18 protein-coding genes are annotated in these 19,855 nt (G+C 59.0%); 7 read left to right on the forward strand and 11 right to left on the reverse strand.

Annotated elements, in window-relative coordinates; genetic code table 11:
- Positions 1-159: 159 nt before the first annotated feature.
- The 5 genes from mnmE to rpmH form a co-directional block, all read right to left on the reverse strand.
- Positions 160-1,530, reverse strand: a complete 1,371-nt coding sequence (gene mnmE, locus CAG02_RS07745) for a tRNA uridine-5-carboxymethylaminomethyl(34) synthesis GTPase MnmE (RefSeq protein WP_085713098.1) — start codon at positions 1,528-1,530, stop codon at positions 160-162.
- 81 nt (positions 1,531-1,611) lie between these two features.
- Positions 1,612-3,294: a membrane protein insertase YidC gene (yidC, locus tag CAG02_RS07750; protein WP_085713097.1), complete on the reverse strand. Its 1,683-nt coding sequence runs from the start codon at positions 3,292-3,294 to the stop codon at positions 1,612-1,614.
- Positions 3,295-3,296: 2 nt separating this feature from the next.
- On the reverse strand, positions 3,297-3,542 hold the full coding sequence (gene yidD, locus CAG02_RS07755) for a membrane protein insertion efficiency factor YidD (protein WP_010465488.1): 246 nt from the start codon (positions 3,540-3,542) through the stop codon (positions 3,297-3,299).
- On the reverse strand, positions 3,535-3,936 hold the full coding sequence (gene rnpA / locus CAG02_RS07760; protein WP_011336726.1) for a ribonuclease P protein component: 402 nt from the start codon (positions 3,934-3,936) through the stop codon (positions 3,535-3,537). The genes yidD and rnpA overlap by 8 nt, the downstream gene beginning before the upstream one ends.
- Positions 3,937-3,952: 16 nt before the next feature.
- Entirely contained in the window at positions 3,953-4,087 is a 135-nt protein-coding gene (gene rpmH, locus CAG02_RS07765) for a 50S ribosomal protein L34 (RefSeq protein WP_003213577.1), read from the reverse strand.
- Between the two features lie 566 nt (positions 4,088-4,653).
- Between rpmH and dnaA the strand changes: the two genes are divergently transcribed.
- The 4 genes from dnaA to gyrB are packed head-to-tail and all read left to right on the forward strand — an operon-like array spanning position 4,654 to position 10,861.
- The gene (gene dnaA, locus CAG02_RS07770; protein WP_085713096.1) at positions 4,654-6,177 is read left to right on the forward strand and encodes a chromosomal replication initiator protein DnaA; all 1,524 of its coding nucleotides are present in this window, start codon (positions 4,654-4,656) and stop codon (positions 6,175-6,177) included.
- A gap of 39 nt (positions 6,178-6,216) precedes the next feature.
- Positions 6,217-7,320, forward strand: a complete 1,104-nt coding sequence (gene dnaN, locus CAG02_RS07775) for a DNA polymerase III subunit beta (RefSeq protein ID WP_085713095.1) — start codon at positions 6,217-6,219, stop codon at positions 7,318-7,320.
- A gap of 14 nt (positions 7,321-7,334) precedes the next feature.
- Positions 7,335-8,438, forward strand: coding sequence for a DNA replication/repair protein RecF (gene recF / locus CAG02_RS07780; protein WP_007911886.1), 1,104 nt, complete (start codon positions 7,335-7,337; stop codon positions 8,436-8,438).
- A gap of 5 nt (positions 8,439-8,443) precedes the next feature.
- The gene (gene gyrB, locus CAG02_RS07785; protein WP_085686140.1) at positions 8,444-10,861 is read left to right on the forward strand and encodes a DNA topoisomerase (ATP-hydrolyzing) subunit B; all 2,418 of its coding nucleotides are present in this window, start codon (positions 8,444-8,446) and stop codon (positions 10,859-10,861) included.
- A 62-nt stretch (positions 10,862-10,923) separates the two neighbouring features.
- On the opposite strand, the gene CAG02_RS07790 is transcribed toward gyrB, so the two are convergent.
- Positions 10,924-11,640: a response regulator transcription factor gene (locus CAG02_RS07790; RefSeq protein WP_085713094.1), complete on the reverse strand. Its 717-nt coding sequence runs from the start codon at positions 11,638-11,640 to the stop codon at positions 10,924-10,926.
- Between the two features lie 166 nt (positions 11,641-11,806).
- On the opposite strand from CAG02_RS07790, the gene CAG02_RS07795 reads away from it, so the two are divergent.
- Positions 11,807-13,348 (forward strand): PAS domain-containing sensor histidine kinase, encoded by a 1,542-nt coding sequence (locus tag CAG02_RS07795; RefSeq protein ID WP_085713093.1) that lies wholly within the window; start codon positions 11,807-11,809, stop codon positions 13,346-13,348.
- A gap of 157 nt (positions 13,349-13,505) precedes the next feature.
- On the opposite strand, the gene CAG02_RS07800 is transcribed toward CAG02_RS07795, so the two are convergent.
- The 4 genes from CAG02_RS07800 to glyQ form a co-directional block, all read right to left on the reverse strand.
- A complete protein-coding gene (locus CAG02_RS07800) occupies positions 13,506-14,285 on the reverse strand; it encodes a 1-acyl-sn-glycerol-3-phosphate acyltransferase (RefSeq protein WP_085713092.1) in 780 nt (259 codons plus the stop codon).
- Positions 14,286-14,367: 82 nt separating this feature from the next.
- The gene (gene gmhB / locus CAG02_RS07805) at positions 14,368-14,907 is read right to left on the reverse strand and encodes a D-glycero-beta-D-manno-heptose 1,7-bisphosphate 7-phosphatase (RefSeq protein ID WP_167443754.1); all 540 of its coding nucleotides are present in this window, start codon (positions 14,905-14,907) and stop codon (positions 14,368-14,370) included.
- A 4-nt stretch (positions 14,908-14,911) separates the two neighbouring features.
- On the reverse strand, positions 14,912-16,966 hold the full coding sequence (gene glyS / locus CAG02_RS07810; protein WP_085713090.1) for a glycine--tRNA ligase subunit beta: 2,055 nt from the start codon (positions 16,964-16,966) through the stop codon (positions 14,912-14,914).
- Positions 16,963-17,916, reverse strand: coding sequence for a glycine--tRNA ligase subunit alpha (gene glyQ / locus CAG02_RS07815; RefSeq protein WP_003187265.1), 954 nt, complete (start codon positions 17,914-17,916; stop codon positions 16,963-16,965). Before glyQ ends, glyS begins: the two co-directional genes overlap by 4 nt.
- Positions 17,917-17,997: 81 nt before the next feature.
- Between glyQ and tag the strand changes: the two genes are divergently transcribed.
- Both tag and CAG02_RS07825 read left to right on the forward strand, forming a co-directional pair.
- On the forward strand, positions 17,998-18,555 hold the full coding sequence (gene tag, locus CAG02_RS07820) for a DNA-3-methyladenine glycosylase I (RefSeq protein ID WP_085713089.1): 558 nt from the start codon (positions 17,998-18,000) through the stop codon (positions 18,553-18,555).
- Positions 18,556-18,595: 40 nt separating this feature from the next.
- Positions 18,596-19,483 (forward strand): lysophospholipid acyltransferase, encoded by an 888-nt coding sequence (locus tag CAG02_RS07825; protein ID WP_085713088.1) that lies wholly within the window; start codon positions 18,596-18,598, stop codon positions 19,481-19,483.
- A 52-nt stretch (positions 19,484-19,535) separates the two neighbouring features.
- Here CAG02_RS07825 and CAG02_RS07830 read toward each other — a convergent pair whose 3' ends face one another.
- Positions 19,536-19,850, reverse strand: coding sequence for a tetratricopeptide repeat protein (locus CAG02_RS07830; protein ID WP_085713087.1), 315 nt, complete (start codon positions 19,848-19,850; stop codon positions 19,536-19,538).
- Positions 19,851-19,855 lie beyond the last annotated feature (5 nt).

Consider the following 19,855-nt stretch of genomic DNA (forward strand, 5'->3'; position numbering starts at 1 on the left):
TTCACAGGGCTTAATCCACAGAAATCGGATGAATGAGCATGCAGCGGACAGGGGAAATCCGCTCAGGGAGAAGGAATCTGCCCGGCACTGGAAGGGAAGGAATGCGAAAAGGAGAAACAGACAGGTCGCGAATGGACCTGCCTGTGGACAACGGAAGGGTTATTTACCGATGCAGAAGCTTGAAAAGATGCGCCCCAGCAGATCATCGGAGCTGAACGCCCCGGTAATTTCCCCGAGAGACTGCTGAGCCTGACGCAGATCTTCTGCCAACAGTTCACCGGCACCCGCCAGAGTCAGCTGTGCACGACCGTGTTCCAGGGCCGCGCTGGCATGACGCAGTGCTTCCAGGTGGCGGCGGCGTGCGCTGAAGCTGCTTTCCGAGGTCTGCTCGTAACCCATGCAGGCCTTGAGGTGATCGCGCAGCAGATCCAGGCCTTCGCCGGCAGCCTTGGCGCTCAGGCTGATGGTTACATGGCCATCGTCGCTGACTTCCAGGGCAATCGCTTCACCGGTGAGATCCGCTTTATTGCGTATCAGGGTGACCTTTGCCGGATCAGGTCGGGTCTCAAGGAATTCAGGCCATAACGCGAAAGGATCTTCAGCTTCCGGCGCCGTGGCATCGACCACCAACAGCACACGATCGGCTTCGCCAATGGCTTTCAACGCACGTTCGACACCGATTTTTTCCACATGGTCGTCGGTATCGCGCAATCCGGCGGTGTCTACGACATGCAGCGGCATGCCGTCGATGTGGATATGTTCGCGCAAGATATCCCGGGTCGTGCCGGCGATTTCCGTCACGATGGCGGCTTCTCGACCGGCCAATGCGTTGAGCAGACTCGACTTGCCGGCATTCGGACGACCGGCAATCACCACTGTCATGCCATCACGCAGCAGCGCACCCTGCCCGGCTTCACGTAGTACGGTGGATAACTCGTCGCGTACCTTGTCGAGCATGCTCAATACATGGCCATCGGCGAGGAAGTCGATCTCTTCTTCCGGGAAATCGATGGCTGCCTCGACGTAAATCCTCAGACCGATCAATTGTTCGGTGAGGTTATGCACACGCTGGGAAAACGCGCCCTGCAAGGAACGCAAAGCATTGCGTGCAGCCTGTGCAGAACTGGCTTCGATCAGGTCGGCAATGGCTTCGGCCTGGGCCAGGTCGAGTTTGTCATTGAGGAAGGCGCGCTCGCTGAATTCCCCCGGACGGGCCAGACGGCAACCCAGTTCCAGACAACGTTTGAGCAACATGTCCAGAACGATCGGGCCACCATGGCCCTGCAGTTCCAGCACATCTTCGCCAGTGAACGAGTTCGGCCCTGGGAAATACAGTGCCAGACCTTCATCCAGCACCTGTTGATCGTCACTGAAGAACGGGCCGTAGTGGGCAAATCGGGGTTTCAGCTCGCGGCCGCTGATGGCCTTGGCCGCCACGCTGGCCAGCGGCCCGGAAATTCGAACGATGCCCACGCCGCCACGGCCCTGGGCGGTAGCGACGGCTGCGATGGTTTCACGAGGTGCGCTCATAAACCGGTATCCAGACAAAAATGGCAGATAGCAAAACGCCCCACTAGGGGGCGTTTTGAGTGGTGTTATCCACAGAGTAAGTTACGCCTCGGCTTTTTTCGTCGCCGCTTCGATCTTACGCGTGATGTACCACTGTTGGGCAATCGACAGGCAGTTGTTCACAACCCAGTACAGCACCAGACCAGCCGGGAACCACAGGAAGAAGAAGGTGAAGATGATCGGCATCATTTTCATGACCTTCGCCTGCATCGGATCCGGAGGAGTCGGGTTCAGACGCTGCTGGATGAACATGGTCGCGCCCATGATGATCGGCAGGATGAAGAACGGATCCTTGATCGACAGGTCAGTAATCCACAGCATGAACGGCGCTTGGCGCATTTCAACGCTTTCCAGCAGAACCCAGTACAGCGAAAGGAAAACCGGCATCTGCACGAGGATCGGCAAGCAGCCACCCAGCGGATTGATCTTCTCTTTCTTGTACAGCTCCATCATGGCTTGCGACATTTTCTGCCGGTCATCGCCATGTTGTTCTTTCAGTGCAGCCAGTTTCGGAGCCACGGCGCGCATGCGGGCCATCGACTTGTAACTGGCGGCCGACAGCGGGAAGAAGATCCCTTTGATCAGCATGGTCAGGAAGATGATCGACCAGCCCCAGTTGCCGACAATGGCGTGGATATGTTGCAGCAGCCAGAAGATCGGCTGGGCAATGAACCACAGAATGCCGTAGTCGACAGTCAGTTCCAGACCTGGGGACAACTCTTTCAGTACAGCCTGGCTTTTCGGGCCAGCGTACAGAACAGCACTGGTCTCGACTTTCGCACCCGGTGCAGCGGTCAGCGAAGGACCGGTGTAACCGATGATGTAGTTGCCTTTGCTGTCTTTGCGGGTCTGGACGATGTTGTTTTCGCCCTTCGGAGCAACCCATGCAGTCACAAAATAGTGTTGCAGCCAGGCTACCCAGCCACCGGTAACGGTTTCCTTGAGCTGACCTTTGTCCATGTCTTTCATGGACACTTTCTTGTACGGCTCGGAACTTGTCCACAGGGCGGCGCCCAGGTAAGTCGCGGTGCCAGTCGCAGTGGTCGACGAAGGATCGGCGCTTGCATCGCGTTTCAGCTGGGCAAACATCGAACCGGACCAAGGCTGAGCGCTCTGGTTGTCGATCAGATAAGTGACGGTCACGTCATACAGGCCACGTTTCAGGGTGAAACGCTTGATGTAGTTGACGCCGTCCTTGCTGAACTTGAGGTCGACGACCAATTGGTCCTGACCGTCAGCCAGTTGATAAGTCTTCTTCTCCGAGGAGTAGATCGGGCGACCGGCCGGGCTGGCGTCCGGACCGTTGGTGCCGATCAGACCGCTTTGCGCCAGATAAATACGCTCGCCGCCGTTGTCGAACAGCTGGAACGGAACGTCCGGACGATCCTGACGACGTGGATACAGCGGCAAGGTCAGTTGAGCAACATCGCCACCCTGTGGATCGATCGCCAGATCGAGCACGTCGGTTTTGATCTGGATCAGATCCTTGCTGGCGGCGACCGGCGTTTCGGCAGGTGCGCTGGTATCGCTTGCGGCGCGCGGAATATCGTCACTGGCTGCAGCGTTATTGCCAGTGGCGGTGTCCGGCAAACCGGATGTAGTCGTACTGGAAGCAACATTCTGAGTCGGCAGGGCAGCCTGACCATAGTCCTGGTTCCATTTAAGAACCATGACGTAGGACACGATTGCCAGGGCGACGATCAGGATCGTGCGTTTGATATCCATGATTACTCGGCCATCGAAGAAGAACGGGAGGTAGGGATAGGTGGAACCGGGTCATAACCACCGGGATTCCACGGATGACAGCGACCTAAACGACGAAAGGTCAGCCAGCCACCGCGCAGAAGGCCATGATTTTCGATGGCTTCATACGCGTAGCAAGAACAACTGGGGTAGAAACGACAGTGACTGGCCATCAAGGGACTAATGGCGTAGCGGTAAAACTGGATCGGAACGAGTGCCAGTTTACGCATCTGGACTGTCTACCCCTACAGTTTCGGTTTTGACTGCTGGTACCGGCTTGTTGCGTGCCAGACGCTTCCAGAGCTTGCCGAAATGCTGAATCAATTCGGGGTTTTCTACGTCCCCCAAACCTTTGCGCGCGACGATAACGATGTCCCAGCCGACCAGTGAATCCTGGTGCAGGCGAAACGATTCGCGCATCAGACGTTTGAGGCGATTGCGCTCAACGGAGAGCTTTACGCTCTTTTTCCCGATAACCAGTCCGAGACGGGGGTGATCGAGATCGTTGTTGCGTGCAAGGAGCAGGAGATTTTTCCCCGGAACCTTGCCGGTAGGGGAGTCAAAGACTGCCTTGAAATGCCGGGGAGTAAGCAGACGCTTTTCCCGACTGAAGTCCTGACTCACCTCCAGTGCCGGATTATCAAACTGCCAGACGTGCGCGGCCTTTGGCGCGACGACGCGACAGTACGGCACGACCGTTCTTGGTAGCCATGCGAGCACGGAAACCGTGGGTACGAGCGCGTTTGATAGTGCTTGGTTGGAAAGTACGTTTCATGTCGTGTTACCTGGTTCGTCCACAACGGGCCGGAATGGCCCCCGTTTTAAGAGACCGGGGATTCTAGAGAAAGCAAGGCAATAGGTCAATTTCCAACCAACGTTTCCTTATAAATAGATCTCTGATGCCTCCAGGATCGAAACCTTGTCTGCCAGACATAAAAATAAAGAAGGGAATTATTTAAAGCTTTTCTGTAAAGCTTGTAAAAGCTAGGCTCGCCAATTTCTGTGGATAACTGCTCTTAGGCCTTGTTCGACGTGATGTACAGAGAATGACAACTACGGTGGAAAACCGTGTTCAGCCTGTGCTGCGCTATCGGATAACCTGTGTGTGGAAAGCGCTGTTATCCACAGGCGACTTGTCCACCGGGTTTCGCCCCCAGTTGTCCAGTGCCCTCAGCTACGGTTATCCACAGAGCTTATTCACACACCGTCGGTCGCTTTTTCACCGGTTAAGGCATTGATAAATCATGTCCACCGGGCAACCTGCATGTGGATAAGTGAACGTCCCGCCGCTACAATGGCCGCTTGTTTTTGCCTCACCGGCTTTCAACTTAGGGGATTTCCGTGTCAGTGGAACTTTGGCAGCAGTGCGTGGAGCTTTTGCGCGAAGAGCTGCCAGCCCAACAATTCAACACCTGGATCCGTCCATTACAGGTCGAAGCCGAAGGCGACGAGTTGCGTGTCTACGCACCGAACCGTTTTGTTCTGGACTGGGTCAACGAAAAGTACCTGGGGCGCGTCCTTGAACTGCTGGATGAGCATGGCAATGGCCTCGCGCCGTCGCTCTCCTTATTAATAGGCAGCAAGCGCAGCTCTGCGCCGCGCGCTGCGCCGAATGCACCGTTGGCCGCCGCTGCCGCATCTTTGGCCCAGGCGAATGCGGCACCTGTCAGCGCTCCGGCACCAGCGCCAGCTCCAACCCCGGCCAAGCGTGCGACGCAGAAAACCGAGGAAGTCAGCGAAGAGCCGTCCCGCGACAGCTTCGATCCGATGGCCGGTGCGGCTTCGCAGCAAGCGCCAGTGCGTGCCGAACAACGCACCGTGCAGGTCGAAGGCGCGCTCAAGCACACCAGCTACCTGAACCGCACCTTTACCTTCGAAAACTTCGTCGAAGGTAAATCCAACCAGCTCGCCCGCGCTGCGGCCTGGCAAGTGGCAGACAACCCCAAGCACGGCTACAACCCGCTCTTCCTTTATGGCGGTGTCGGTCTGGGTAAAACGCACTTGATGCACGCGGTGGGTAACCATCTATTAAAGAAGAATCCGAATGCCAAGGTCGTGTACCTGCATTCCGAGCGTTTCGTGGCCGACATGGTCAAGGCGCTGCAACTGAACGCGATCAACGAGTTCAAGCGGTTCTACCGTTCGGTGGACGCCCTGCTGATCGACGACATTCAGTTCTTCGCTCGCAAGGAACGTTCCCAGGAAGAGTTTTTCCACACCTTCAACGCCCTGCTTGAAGGTGGCCAGCAGGTCATTCTCACCAGTGACCGCTATCCGAAGGAAATCGAGGGCCTTGAAGAACGCCTGAAATCCCGCTTCGGCTGGGGCCTGACGGTCGCCGTCGAGCCGCCGGAGCTGGAAACCCGCGTAGCCATCTTGATGAAGAAGGCTGACCAGGCCAAAGTCGAGTTGCCACACGATGCGGCGTTCTTCATTGCCCAGCGTATTCGCTCCAACGTCCGTGAGCTGGAAGGCGCGCTGAAACGCGTGATCGCCCACTCGCACTTCATGGGCCGCGATATCACCATCGAGCTGATTCGCGAATCCCTGAAGGACCTGTTGGCGTTGCAGGACAAACTGGTCTCTGTGGATAACATTCAGCGCACCGTCGCCGAGTACTACAAGATCAAGATCTCCGACTTGCTGTCCAAGCGCCGTTCGCGCTCGGTCGCTCGCCCGCGTCAGGTCGCCATGGCTCTGTCCAAGGAACTGACCAACCACAGCCTGCCGGAAATCGGCGATGTGTTTGGCGGTCGCGACCATACGACGGTGTTGCACGCCTGCCGCAAGATCAACGAACTTAAGGAATCCGACGCGGACATCCGCGAGGACTACAAGAACCTGCTGCGTACTCTGACCACTTGATGAACACCAGCGCAGCTTATTAAGGCAAGGGACTAGACCATGCATTTCACCATTCAACGCGAAGCCCTGTTGAAACCCCTGCAACTGGTCGCAGGCGTCGTCGAGCGCCGACAGACCTTGCCGGTACTGTCCAACGTGCTGTTGGTCGTCGATGGCCAGCAGCTGTCGCTGACCGGTACCGATCTGGAAGTCGAGCTGGTCGGTCGCGTGCAGCTCGAGGAGCCGGCTGAAACAGGTTCCATCACCGTGCCTGCGCGCAAGCTGATGGATATCTGCAAGAGCTTGCCGAACGATGCGTTGATCGACATCAAGGTCGACGAGCAGAAGCTGGTAGTGAAGGCCGGCCGTAGCCGCTTCACTCTGTCGACTCTGCCGGCCAATGACTTCCCGACGGTGGAAGAAGGCCCGGGCTCGCTGACTACCAGCCTGGATCAGAGCAAGCTGCGTCGCCTGATCGAGCGCACCAGTTTCGCCATGGCCCAGCAGGACGTGCGTTACTACCTCAACGGCATGTTGCTGGAAGTGTCCACAGGTGTGATTCGTGCAGTGGCCACCGACGGCCACCGTCTGGCGATGTGCTCGATGCAGGCCGACATCGGTCAGCAGGAGCGTCACCAGGTGATCGTGCCGCGCAAAGGTATTCTCGAACTGGCACGCCTGCTCACCGAGCCGGACGGCAACGTCAGCATCGTCCTGGGTCAGCACCACATCCGCGCGACCACCGGCGAATTCACCTTTACCTCGAAACTGGTCGACGGCAAGTTCCCTGACTACGAGCGCGTTCTGCCGAAGGGCGGCGACAAGCTGGTTCTCGGCGATCGCCAGGCGCTGCGCGAAGCGTTCAGCCGTACCGCGATTCTGTCCAACGAGAAGTACCGCGGTATCCGTCTGCAACTGGCCAGCGGTCAGCTGAAAATCCAGGCCAATAACCCGGAGCAGGAAGAAGCGGAAGAAGAAGTAGGCGTGGAATACAACGGCGGCTCTCTGGAAATCGGCTTCAACGTGAGCTATCTGCTCGACGTGCTGGGCGTGATGACCACCGAGCAGGTTCGCCTGATCCTGTCCGACTCCAACAGCAGTGCGCTGGTGCAGGAGTCCGATAACGACGATTCGGCTTACGTTGTCATGCCGATGCGTCTGTAATCAGCTGACTCTGGATGTCGCTAAGTCGCGTCTCGGTCACCGCGGTGCGCAATCTGCACCCGGTGACCTTCTCCCCCTCCCCCCGAATCAACATTCTTTACGGCGCTAACGGCAGCGGCAAAACCAGTGTTCTGGAAGCCATTCATCTGCTGGGGCTTGCCCGTTCGTTTCGCAGCACGCGGCTGTTGCCTGTCATCCAGTACGAGCAACTCGCCTGTACCGTTTTCGGGCAGGTCGAGCTCGCCGAAGGTGGCCATAGCGCATTGGGGATATCTCGCGACCGTCAGGGCGAATTCCAGATTCGCATCGACGGTCAGAACGCCCGCAGCGCCGCGCAACTGGCGGAAATTCTGCCGCTGCAGTTGATCAACCCCGACAGCTTCCGTCTGCTGGAAGGTGCGCCGAAGATCCGCCGACAGTTCCTGGACTGGGGCGTGTTCCACGTCGAACCGCGGTTCATGGCCACCTGGCAGCGTTTGCAGAAGGCCTTGCGCCAGAGAAACTCCTGGCTGCGGCATGGTACACTTGACGCCGTTTCGCAAGCGGTTTGGGACAGGGAACTGTGCCAGGCCAGCGCTGAAATCGATGAATACCGCCGCGCTTACATCAAAGCCTTGAAACCAGTCTTTGAGCAAACCTTGAGCGAACTGGTTGAGCTCGAAGGTTTGACGCTCAGCTATTACCGAGGCTGGGACAAGGATCGGGAATTGAGTGCTGTGCTTGCCGGATCCCTGCAGCGGGACCAGCAGATGGGGCATACCCAGGCCGGACCGCAGCGCGCTGACTTGCGTCTTAGATTGGGCGCTCATAATGCCGCGGACATCTTGTCCCGGGGTCAGCAAAAACTGGTGGTCTGTGCGTTGCGTATTGCCCAGGGGCATTTGGTGAGCCAGGCCCGACGCGGCCAGTGTATTTATCTGGTGGATGACTTGCCGTCCGAGCTGGACGAGAGCCACCGTCGCGCGCTATGCCGCTTGCTGGAAGACTTACGCTGCCAGGTCTTTATCACCTGTGTAGATCACGAATTATTGAGGGAAGGCTGGCAGACGGAAACGCCAGTCGCTCTGTTCCACGTGGAACAGGGCCGTATCACCCAGACCCACGACCATCGGGAGTGAAGGCATTGAGCGAAGAAAATACGTACGACTCATCGAGCATTAAAGTGCTGAAAGGCCTGGATGCCGTGCGCAAACGTCCCGGTATGTACATTGGTGACACCGACGATGGCAGCGGTCTGCACCACATGGTGTTCGAGGTGGTCGACAACTCGATCGACGAAGCCCTCGCCGGCCATTGCGACGACATCAGCATCATCATCCACCCGGATGAGTCCATCACCGTCAAAGATAACGGCCGTGGCATCCCGGTAGATGTGCACAAAGAGGAAGGTGTTTCCGCCGCCGAGGTCATCATGACCGTCCTCCACGCCGGCGGTAAGTTCGATGACAACTCCTACAAGGTATCCGGCGGTCTGCACGGTGTAGGTGTTTCGGTTGTGAACGCGCTGTCCGAAGAACTGGTCCTGACCGTTCGCCGCAGCGGCAAGATCTGGGAACAGACCTACGTCCACGGCGTACCTCAGGCACCGATGGCAATCGTTGGCGACAGCGAAACCACCGGCACCCAGATTCACTTCAAGGCTTCCAAGGAAACCTTCAAGAACATTCACTTCAGCTGGGACATCCTGGCCAAGCGTATTCGTGAGCTGTCCTTCCTCAACTCCGGTGTCGGCATCGTCCTCAAGGACGAGCGCAGCGGCAAGGAAGAACTGTTCAAATACGAAGGCGGCCTGCGTGCGTTCGTTGAATACCTGAACACCAACAAGACTGCGGTCAACCAGGTGTTCCACTTCAACATCCAGCGTGAAGACGGCATCGGCGTGGAAATCGCCCTGCAGTGGAACGACAGCTTCAACGAGAACCTGTTGTGCTTCACCAACAACATTCCGCAGCGCGATGGCGGTACCCACCTGGTGGGCTTCCGTTCCGCACTGACGCGTAACCTGAACAACTACATCGAGCAGGAAGGTCTGGCGAAGAAGCACAAAGTCGCCACCACCGGTGACGACGCCCGTGAAGGCCTGACCGCAATCATTTCGGTGAAGGTTCCGGATCCGAAGTTCAGCTCCCAGACAAAAGACAAGCTGGTGTCTTCCGAAGTGAAGACCGCGGTCGAACAGGAAATGGGTAAGTACTTCTCGGACTTCCTGCTGGAAAACCCGAACGAAGCCAAGCTGGTCGTCGGCAAGATGATCGACGCCGCCCGTGCTCGTGAAGCAGCGCGCAAGGCCCGTGAGATGACCCGCCGCAAAGGCGCGCTGGACATCGCCGGCCTGCCGGGCAAGCTCGCTGACTGCCAGGAAAAAGATCCGGCGCTGTCCGAACTGTACCTCGTGGAAGGTGACTCCGCGGGCGGCTCTGCCAAGCAGGGACGTAACCGCAAGACCCAGGCCATCCTGCCGCTGAAGGGCAAGATCCTCAACGTCGAGAAAGCCCGTTTCGACAAGATGATCTCGTCCCAGGAAGTGGGCACCCTGATCACCGCGCTGGGCTGCGGTATCGGTCGCGAAGAGTACAACATCGACAAACTGCGCTATCACAACATCATCATCATGACCGATGCTGACGTCGACGGTTCGCACATCCGTACCCTGCTGCTGACCTTCTTCTTCCGTCAGTTGCCTGAGCTGATCGAGCGCGGCTACATCTACATCGCCCAGCCGCCGCTGTACAAGGTCAAGAAAGGCAAGCAAGAGCAATACATCAAAGACGACGACGCCATGGAAGAGTACATGACGCAGTCGGCCCTGGAAGATGCGAGCCTGCACCTGAACGAAGACGCCCCGGGCATTTCCGGTGAAGCGCTGGAACGTCTGGTGAATGACTTCCGCATGGTGATGAAGACCCTCAAGCGTCTGTCGCGCCTGTACCCGCAGGAGCTGACCGAGCACTTCATCTACCTGCCGGCCGTCAGCCTGGAAATGCTCGGCGACCACGCGAAGATGCAAGACTGGCTGGCCCAGTACGAAGTCCGTCTGCGCACTGTCGAGAAGTCGGGTCTGGTCTACAAGGCCAGCCTGCGTGAAGACCGCGAACGTGGCGTGTGGCTGCCAGAGGTCGAACTGATCTCCCACGGCCTGTCGAACTACGTCACCTTCAACCGCGACTTCTTCGGCAGCAACGACTACAAGACCGTCGTCACCCTCGGCGCTCAACTGAGCACCCTGCTCGACGAAGGCGCGTACATCCAGCGTGGCGAGCGCAAGAAAGCGGTCACCGAGTTCAAGGAAGCCCTGGACTGGCTGATGGCCGAAAGCACCAAGCGCCACACCATCCAGCGATACAAAGGTCTGGGCGAGATGAACCCGGATCAGCTGTGGGAAACCACCATGGACCCAAGCGTGCGCCGCATGCTGAAAGTCACCATCGAAGACGCCATTGGTGCAGACCAGATCTTCAACACCCTGATGGGTGATGCGGTCGAACCTCGCCGTGACTTCATCGAGAGCAACGCTCTGGCGGTTTCGAACCTGGATTTCTGATCCCGGTCGGCGCCAACGAAAAGGCCAACGCAAAAGCGTTGGCCTTTTTTATTGCCTGCGATTCATTCCCCTGCCGCCACACTCTCCAACCGATACCCATACCCATAAATCGTCAGCAACTGCCAACCTCGATCCGCCGTCAGCCCCAGCTTGTTACGCAGGCGATAGATGTGGGTATCCAGCGGACGAGACGACGCCATTTCTTCATGGGGCCAGAACCTCTCGTATAAATAGTCCCGTGACAACGGCCGGCCCAGGTTGCTGAATAAGCAGTGAGCAAGCCGATACTCGCGCTCGGTCATCATGATCGGCTTTCCCTCACGGGTAACGGTCAGTTCGGCGTCGTCGAACACCAGATCATTGAAACGCAGGACATTGGCCACCGTCGGGCGCTGATGGCTGTGCCGGCGCAATACGGCGGTGACACGAGCCTTCAACTCGTTGGGACGAAACGGTTTGCTGACATAGTCGTCGGCCCCTGCATTCAGCGCCTGGACGATATCGCTCTCGCCGTCGCGACTGGTCAGCATGATGGCCGCTGGCGGCGCTTCCATGTGCTCGCGGGTCCAGCGCAGCAGCGCCAGCCCGGTGAGGTCGGGAAGCTGCCAGTCGAGGATCAGCAGGTCGAAGGTTTCCCGGCGCAGTTGCCGCAGCAGGTCTTCTCCGCGTTCGAAGCTGTGCAGCGACCAGGGCTGTTCGCCGGCCTCGGCCATTTGTTGCAGGGTCTGCTCGACCCGGCGCAGTTCGGCGGGTTCATCGTCCAGTATCGCAACGCGCATACGCGGTATTCCTTGTCGCTTGGGTAATGGGTGGTCGACACCGGCGGTTCGACCAAAGCAGTGAAAGTAAGCGGCACGCCGTGGGGTGAGCCGCTATGATTCTTCGGGTCCACGTCCTCAGACCTGTCGCCTATGAAACCATTCAACCCGCCCTGCCCTGTTTTCCATGATTAACCGACGCCGTCACGAAAGCCGTGTGCAAAGTCAGGTTCAACGCCTGTTTCGGCAACTGGTGCGCGAGTGGGTGTGGATAAGTCTAGTGCTGTTGCCGCTGACTGCATTGTTGTCCTGGCGTGCACAGATCAATCTGCATGACCCGGCGCCTGTCAGCGGTGCAGTGCTGTCTACTGTGCTGGTGGCCATCGTGCTGGGATTATTGCTGTGGCGACCGCGTCTGGCGCTCTGGCTTACGCTGATCGGCATGGTTGGCGTGCTGCTGACCAGCGCCGGCCTGGCAGAAGTTCAGCGTTGGTGGTCCCCGACGCCGGCAGTGCTGGGCATGCTGTTCGGTTATCTGATCTGGAACTGGCGACGTCTGAGTGTCGTGCTGACCTACTTCGGCTGGGAGTTGTCACGGCTGGACGATGAACCGAAGGTGTTCCCCGAACGTCGCCGTACACAATTTGCCAGTGGCGACCGGCTGCAAGGCCAGATCATGGCCCTCGAACAGGCCATGAGCCGCACGCGTGACACCCGTCGCTTCATCGCCGATGGCCTGGAGTATCTGCCGGTCGCGACCCTGATCAGTGATCCCAAAGGCCAGATCCTGTTGGGCAACCGCAAGGCGCGTGACTTGTTTGGCTGTGATCTGGTCGGTGATGAAGTCCTCGATCGTTTGGCGAGCCTTGGCTATCCGGATTTATCCACAGCGTCGCATCCACTGTTGTCCGAACTGCCTCTGGTGGAGTTCCGTGACCACAAGGAGCGCAGCCTGCGCCTGGAACGCGCAGCCTTGTTGCCGGTGGACGGCGATACGCCGATTGGCTGGCTGCTGAGCCTTACCGATCTCAGCGCCGAACGTGCCGCCGAAGAGCAGCGCGGCGTGCTGCTGCGTTTTCTGTCCCATGACTTGCGTGCCCCGCATTCGGCAATCCTTGCCCTGCTCGATGTCCACCGGCATCAGGCCGGCACGGATTCACCGCTGTTCGAGCAGATTGAACGCCAGGTGCGTCGAGCACTGGAGCTGACTGATGGTTTCGTATTGCTGGCCCGGGCCGAATCCAAGGCCTATCAGTTCCAGCCGAGTCTGTTTGCGATGCTGGTAATGGACGTCCTGGATCAGGCGCTGCCCATCGCCCAGCAGAAGCGTATCGAGCTGCTGAACGATATGGATGAGCAATCCCAGGAACGTCTGGTGCTGGCAGACCAGGGCTTGCTGACCCGGGCGCTGTTCAATCTGCTGGAAAACGCGATCAAGTACAGTCCTGTCGGCTCCACGGTCCGGTTGCGCATTCGTTGCCACGATGACTGGCTGCACTGCGAACTGACCGATCAGGGCAAAGGTATTGCGGCTGAAGAACTGCCTGATCTGTTCACTCAATACCGGCGTTTTTCTTCGGCCAAAGGCATCGATGGCGTGGGGCTGGGGCTGTCGATGGTCAAGGCCGTGGTGGATCACCATGGTGGTCGGATCGAATGCGTCAGCGTCATCGATCAGGGCACCACATTCCGTCTTGAGCTACCGCTGATCGCCGAAGAGCAGGCATAAAAAAACCGGCTATATCAGCCGGTTTTCTTACTTCCGAAAAAAACTTATGCACCTTTTACGGTGTTTTATCAGATTCAGAAATATATATAAAAATCAGTCACTTAATTGCTGTTTTCGGAATATTGCCAACAAACCGTACACAGGTTATCCACAAAAATCAGACAGTCACTTGATCGCTGGCTGCCGGGGCTTGTGGTGCCGGTGGCAACGAACCCATTTCCCGTTGAGCCTGCTCGTTCCATGCCTGTACCCGGTCGTTCAGATCGGCGATGGCGCGAGGGCCTGATCCTTCGGCATACATCGGTTCACCGATGACCACGGTGATCACACCCTGTTTTTTGCCCCAGCCGATTTTCGGCCAGAACTTGCCGGCATTGTGTGCAATCGGCAGCACTGGAAGTGCCGCATTCACCGCCAGGGCGCTGCCGCTGCGGGAGAACTTGCCGATGGTGCCGTGTGGAACGCGAGTGCCTTCAGGGAAGATCAGCACCCAGACATTGTCCTTGAGCAGCTCGTCTCCTTTCGCCGCGACCTGCTTAAGGGCGGCTTTCGGGTTGTCACGATCAATGGCGATCGGCCGCAGCATGGCCATGGCCCAGCCGAAGAACGGCACGTACAGCAATTCACGCTTGAGCACCTGGCTCAAGGGCGAGAAATAAGCGGAGAGAAAGAACGTCTCCCAGGTGCTCTGGTGGTTCGATTGAATCACGCAGGGCCGGTCAGGCACGTTTTCCGCGCCTTTGACTTCGTAACGGATACCGAGGAACACCTTGGTCAACCACAAGGCGCAGCGGCACCAGTACACGTTGATGAAGCGATAGCGCGCCTTGAACGGCAGAAAGGGCGCGATAAAAAAGCTCAGGCTGCACCACAGCAGAGCGGTGGTGCCCAGCAGCAGGTAAAAGAGGAAGATTCTGATGGCCTGCAGTATCGACATGGCGACGTTTACCGTTACGGGCGATGCCCGACTGTTCAAGCGCACTCCCGATCAATCCCTGGTCAGGAACTTCAGAAGTACTCTAGTTGTGGATAAGTTCTGCGGCAATCGCCGCCAGATCGTCAAAAATCAGGGTGCCGACCGGAAGGGTCTTGCCCAGAGTCTTTTCGCCTTTCCCGGTCTTTACCAAAACGGGCTGTGAATCGACGGCTTTGGCGGCCTCCAGGTCACCAAGGCTGTCGCCGACGAACCAGACATTCGTCAGCGCCACGTTGTAATGCTGCGCGATGGTTTTCAGCATGCCGGGTTTCGGCTTGCGGCAGTCGCAACCCTCGTCAGGCCCATGCGGGCAATACACGATCAGCCCGACTTCACCGCCCTGCTCCGCCACTAGCGTGCGCAGGCGCGCATGCATGGCATCGAGGGTGGCGAGGTCGTAGTAGCCGCGAGCAATGCCCGACTGGTTGGTGGCGACCGCCACCGTCCAGCCGGCCTTGCTCAACTGCGCAATCGCTTCGATCGAGCCGGGCAGCGGAATCCACTCCTCTACCGACTTGATGTAAGCGTCGGAGTCGTAATTGATCACTCCGTCCCGATCGAGAATCAGCAGTTTCAACAGCAATCCCTCAACCCAGCAGCGAAATGTCGGCAACGCCCAGGAACAGGCCACGCAGACGCGCCAGCAGCGCGTAACGGTTGGCCCGCACATTGGCGTCTTCGGCATTGACCATCACCGCGTCGAAGAACGCGTCGACCGGCTCGCGCAGGGCGGCCAGGCGTGCCAGCGATTCGTTGTACTGACGCGCCGCGGCCATTGGCTGTACAGCCTGGTCCGCCTGCTGGATCGCCGAGTACAGCGAGAACTCGTTGGCGTTGTCGAAGTACTTGGCCTGAACATCGGTCGGCACCGAGCCTTCGACTTTGCTCAGCAGGTTCGACACACGCTTGTTCACCGCCGCCAGCGCTGCCGCTTCCGGCAGTTTGCGGAAGGCTTGAACCGCCTGCACACGCTGGTCGAAGTCCAGCGCCGAACCCGGCTTCAGGGCACGAACCGACAGGTAGGTGGCAACATCCACGCCTTCGTCTTCGTAACGCGCACGCAGACGGTCGAAGATGAATTCCAGCACCGCGTCGTTCAGGCCGGCAGCCTTGACCTTGGCACCGAAGGCGTTCACGGCGAAAGCCACGGCGTCGTTGAGGTCCAGATCCAGTTGTTTCTCGATCAGGATCCGCAGCACGCCCAGTGCCGCACGGCGCAGGGCATACGGGTCTTTGCTGCCGGTCGGCAGCATGCCGATGCCGAAGATGCCGACCAGGGTGTCGAGCTTGTCGGCGATGGCCACGGCCGCACCGGTCAGGGTGGCCGGCAGTTCAGCGCCGGCACCGCGCGGCATGTACTGCTCGTTCAGGGCCAGAGCGACGTCTTCCGGCTCGCCGTCATTGAGGGCGTAGTAGTAACCGGCGACACCTTGCATCTCCGGGAACTCGCCGACCATTTCGGTGGCCAGGTCGCACTTGGACAGCAGGCCTGCGCGGGCAGCCCACGAAGCGTTGCCGCCGATGCGTGCGGCGATGTAAGCCGCCAGTTTCGACACGCGCTCGGCCTTGTCATAGACGCTGCCGAGTTTTTCCTGGAACACCACGTTCTGCAGGCGATCGTTGAACGCTTCGAGCTTCTGCTTCTTGTCCTGCTTGAAGAAGAACTCGGCGTCGGTCAGACGTGGGCGAACCACCTTTTCGTTACCGGCGATGATCTGCTGCGGGTCTTTGGATTCGATGTTGGCCACGGTGATGAAACGTGGCAGCAACTTGCCGTCGGCATCCAGCAGGCAGAAATACTTCTGGTTGTCCTGCATGGTGGTGATCAGCGCTTCCTGCGGCACGTCGAGGAAACGTTCCTCGAACGAGCACACCAGCGGCACCGGCCATTCGACCAGCGCGGTCACTTCGTCGAGCAGCGCCGGTGGCACGATCGCGGTGCCTTCCTGACGGGTCGCCAGCTCTTCGGTGCGCTTGCTGATGATCTCGCGACGCTCGTTGGCGTCGGCCAGCACGTAAGCGGCACGCAGGTCGGCCAGGTAGCTCGACGGCGAACCGATGCGCACGCTTTCCGGGTGGTGGAAGCGGTGGCCACGGGATTCACGGCCAGCCTTCTGCGCGAGGATCGTGCAGTCGATGACCTGGTCGCCGAGCAGCATCACCAGCCACTGGGTCGGACGCACGAACTCTTCCTTTCGCGCACCCCAACGCATGCGTTTCGGGATCGGCAGGTCGTTCAGCGAGTCTTCGACGATGGTCGGCAGCAGGCTGGCGGTCGGCTTGCCGGCGATGTTCTGGCTGTAGCGCAGTTTCGGACCGCTCTGGTCGATTTCGCTCAGCTCGACGCCGCACTTCTTGGCAAAGCCCAGTGCCGCTTGAGTCGGGTTGCCTTCGGCATCGAACGCAGCCTGACGTGGCGGGCCGTCGAGGTTGATGCTGCGATCCGGCTGCTGGGTGGCCAGCGCGGTGATCAGTACGGCCAGACGACGCGGTGCGGCGTAGACGGTTTTGGTCTCGTAGTTCAGACCGGCAGCCTGCAGGCCCTTGTCGATACCGGCGAGGAACGCTTCGGCCAAGGTGTTCAGGGCTTTGGGTGGCAGTTCTTCGGTGCCCAGTTCAACCAGAAAATCTTGAGCACTCATTGTGCAGCCTCCAGCTTGGCCAGTACTTCGTCACGCAGGTCCGGGGTTGCCATCGGGAAGCCCAGCTTGGCGCGGGCCAGCAGGTAGGCTTGGGCGACGGAACGCGCCAGGGTGCGAACGCGCAGAATGTATTGCTGACGCGCAGTCACCGAGATCGCCCGGCGCGCATCCAGCAGGTTGAAGGTGTGCGACGCCTTCAGGACCATTTCATAGCTCGGCAACGGCAGCGGCTGGTCTAGTTCGATCAGGCGCTTGGCTTCGCTTTCGTAGAAGTCGAACAGTTCGAACAGCTTGTCGACGTTGGCATGTTCGAAGTTGTAGGTGGACTGCTCCACTTCGTTCTGGTGGAACACGTCGCCGTAGGTCACCTTGCCGAACGGACCGTCAGCCCAGACCAGGTCGTAGACCGAGTCCACGCCCTGCAGGTACATGGCCAGACGCTCGAGACCGTAGGTGATCTCCCCGGTCACCGGGTAGCACTCGATGCCGCCCGCCTGCTGGAAGTAAGTGAACTGAGTCACTTCCATGCCGTTCAGCCAGACTTCCCAGCCCAGACCCCAGGCACCGAGGGTCGGCGATTCCCAGTTGTCTTCGACGAAGCGGATGTCGTGGACCAGCGGGTCCAGGCCGACATGCTTGAGGGAGCCCAGGTACAGTTCCTGGAAGTTGTCCGGGTTCGGCTTCAGGACTACCTGGAACTGGTAGTAGTGCTGCAGACGGTTCGGGTTTTCGCCGTAACGGCCGTCAGTCGGACGGCGGCTTGGCTGTACGTAAGCGGCGTTCCAGGTTTCCGGGCCGATGGCACGCAGGAATGTCGCGGTGTGGAAAGTGCCGGCGCCTACTTCCATATCGTAGGGCTGAAGTACCACACAACCTTGCTCGGCCCAGTATTGCTGGAGCGCGAGGATCAAGTCTTGGAAGGTACGCACGGCTGGCGTAGGCTGGCTCACGAAATTCACCTGTTTCTTGGGCTGCGATTTAAAGAGCGGGAGTATACCCGATTCAGTCGCACCTCCACCCCCTGGAGCCTTATGCCACGCTGCTTTTGGTGCAACGAAGATCCGCTGTACATGGCTTACCACGATCAGGAGTGGGGCACGCCGCTACGCGATGCGCAGGGATTGTTCGAGTTGCTTTTGCTCGAAGGGTTCCAGGCCGGGCTTTCGTGGATCACCGTGCTGCGCAAGCGCGAGCGATATCGCGAGGTGTTGTACGGCTTCGACGTACAACGCGTGGCGCAGATGAGCGACGCGGAAATCGATGACTTGATGCTCGATCCGGGGATCATCCGCAATCGCCTCAAGCTCAATGCCGCCCGGCGCAATGCGCAGGCGTGGCTGGCGCTGGAAGACCCCGTGGCCTTCCTCTGGTCGTTTGTGGATAACCGGCCGGTGATCAATCATTTCAAGGATCGCAGCGAAGTCCCGGCCATCACCCCGCAAGCCGTGGCCATGAGCAAAGGCCTGAAAAAGGCCGGTTTCACCTTTGTCGGCCCAACCATCTGCTACGCGCTGATGCAGGCCTCGGGCATGGTCATGGATCACACTCAGGACTGTGACCGCTACGCGCAGCTCGTCAACGCCGGTTAGAATGGCCGCCTCGCGCACAGCACAAGATCAGGAGTGACCTGTGGAAAAGTTTAAAGGCGCCATGCTGGTTGGCGCTCTGCGGCTGTTTGCCCTGCTTCCGTGGCGGGCCGTGCAGGCCGTGGGTTCGGCGATCGGCTGGATCATGTGGAAAACCCCCAACCGCTCCCGGGATGTGGTGCGGATCAACCTCGCCAAATGTTTTCCACAGATGGACCCGGCCGAACGTGAGCGTCTGGTGGGCCAGAGCCTGAAAGACATCGGCAAGTCCCTGACCGAAAGCGCCTGCGCCTGGATCTGGCCGGCCCAGCGTTCCATCGATCTGGTGCGCGAAGTCGAAGGCCTCGACATCCTCAAGGATGCGCTGGCGTCGGGCAAAGGCGTGGTCGGCATCACCAGCCACCTGGGCAACTGGGAAGTGCTCAACCACTTCTATTGCAGCCAGTGTAAACCGATCATTTTCTATCGTCCGCCGAAGCTCAAGGCTGTGGATGAATTGCTGCGCAAACAGCGGGTGCAACTGGGCAACCGCGTGGCGGCGTCGACCAAGGAAGGCATCCTCAGTGTCATCAAGGAAGTGCGCAAGGGCGGTCAGGTGGGGATTCCCGCAGACCCGGAGCCTGCCGAATCCGCCGGGATCTTCGTGCCTTTCTTCGCGACCCAGGCCCTGACCAGCAAGTTCGTGCCGAATATGCTCGCTGGCGGCAAGGCTGTCGGCGTGTTCCTGCATGCCCTGCGTCTGCCGGACGGATCCGGTTACAAGGTGATTCTGGAGGCCGCGCCGGAAGCGATGTACAGCACCGACACCGAGACGTCCTGCGCGGCGATGAGCCAGGTGGTCGAGCGGTATGTGGCGGCCTATCCGAGCCAGTACATGTGGAGCATGAAACGCTTCAAGAAGCGTCCGCCGGGTGAGGCGCGCTGGTACTGATCGGCGATGTGCAATTGTGGATAACCTGACAAAAACGGGTTATCCACAGCCGTTACGGCTTCTGCCGGTCCAGCTTCTTCAGAAACACCGTCATTTCCTTCTCGGCCTGCTTGTCGCCATGGGCCCGGGCCGCTTCCAGCCCCTGCTCCCACGCCTGCCGTGCAGCCGCCAGATCACCCAGCGCCAATTGCGCCTTGCCCAACAGTTTCCACGCCGCTGAATACTTCGGATCGAAGCCGACGCAATGCTGTAAATGCTCGGCCGCCTTCGCGTTTTCCCCCAGATCCAGATAACCCTTGCCCAGGCCGAAGCGCAGCAACGAGTTATCCACACCCTTGGCGAGCATTTTTTCCAGGGATTCGATCATTGGTC

The sequence above is a fragment of the Pseudomonas sp. R43(2017) genome (assembly GCF_002112345.1).
In the GTDB taxonomy this organism is placed as follows: domain Bacteria; phylum Pseudomonadota; class Gammaproteobacteria; order Pseudomonadales; family Pseudomonadaceae; genus Aquipseudomonas; species Aquipseudomonas kribbensis.

Coding starts and splice junctions, on each gene's coding strand:
- yidD (WP_010465488.1), bottom strand. CDS start 3,542: ATGCGTAAACTGGCACTCGTTCCGATCCAGTTTTACCGCTACGCCATT.
- yidC (WP_085713097.1), bottom strand. CDS start 3,294: ATGGATATCAAACGCACGATCCTGATCGTCGCCCTGGCAATCGTGTCC.
- tag (WP_085713089.1), top strand. CDS start 17,998: ATGCCACGCTGCTTTTGGTGCAACGAAGATCCGCTGTACATGGCTTAC.
- CAG02_RS07830 (WP_085713087.1), bottom strand. CDS start 19,850: ATGATCGAATCCCTGGAAAAAATGCTCGCCAAGGGTGTGGATAACTCG.
- glyS (WP_085713090.1), bottom strand. CDS start 16,966: ATGAGTGCTCAAGATTTTCTGGTTGAACTGGGCACCGAAGAACTGCCA.
- CAG02_RS07795 (WP_085713093.1), top strand. CDS start 11,807: ATGATTAACCGACGCCGTCACGAAAGCCGTGTGCAAAGTCAGGTTCAA.
- mnmE (WP_085713098.1), bottom strand. CDS start 1,530: ATGAGCGCACCTCGTGAAACCATCGCAGCCGTCGCTACCGCCCAGGGC.
- rpmH (WP_003213577.1), bottom strand. CDS start 4,087: ATGAAACGTACTTTCCAACCAAGCACTATCAAACGCGCTCGTACCCAC.
- CAG02_RS07790 (WP_085713094.1), bottom strand. CDS start 11,640: ATGCGCGTTGCGATACTGGACGATGAACCCGCCGAACTGCGCCGGGTC.
- dnaN (WP_085713095.1), top strand. CDS start 6,217: ATGCATTTCACCATTCAACGCGAAGCCCTGTTGAAACCCCTGCAACTG.
- recF (WP_007911886.1), top strand. CDS start 7,335: ATGTCGCTAAGTCGCGTCTCGGTCACCGCGGTGCGCAATCTGCACCCG.
- CAG02_RS07800 (WP_085713092.1), bottom strand. CDS start 14,285: ATGTCGATACTGCAGGCCATCAGAATCTTCCTCTTTTACCTGCTGCTG.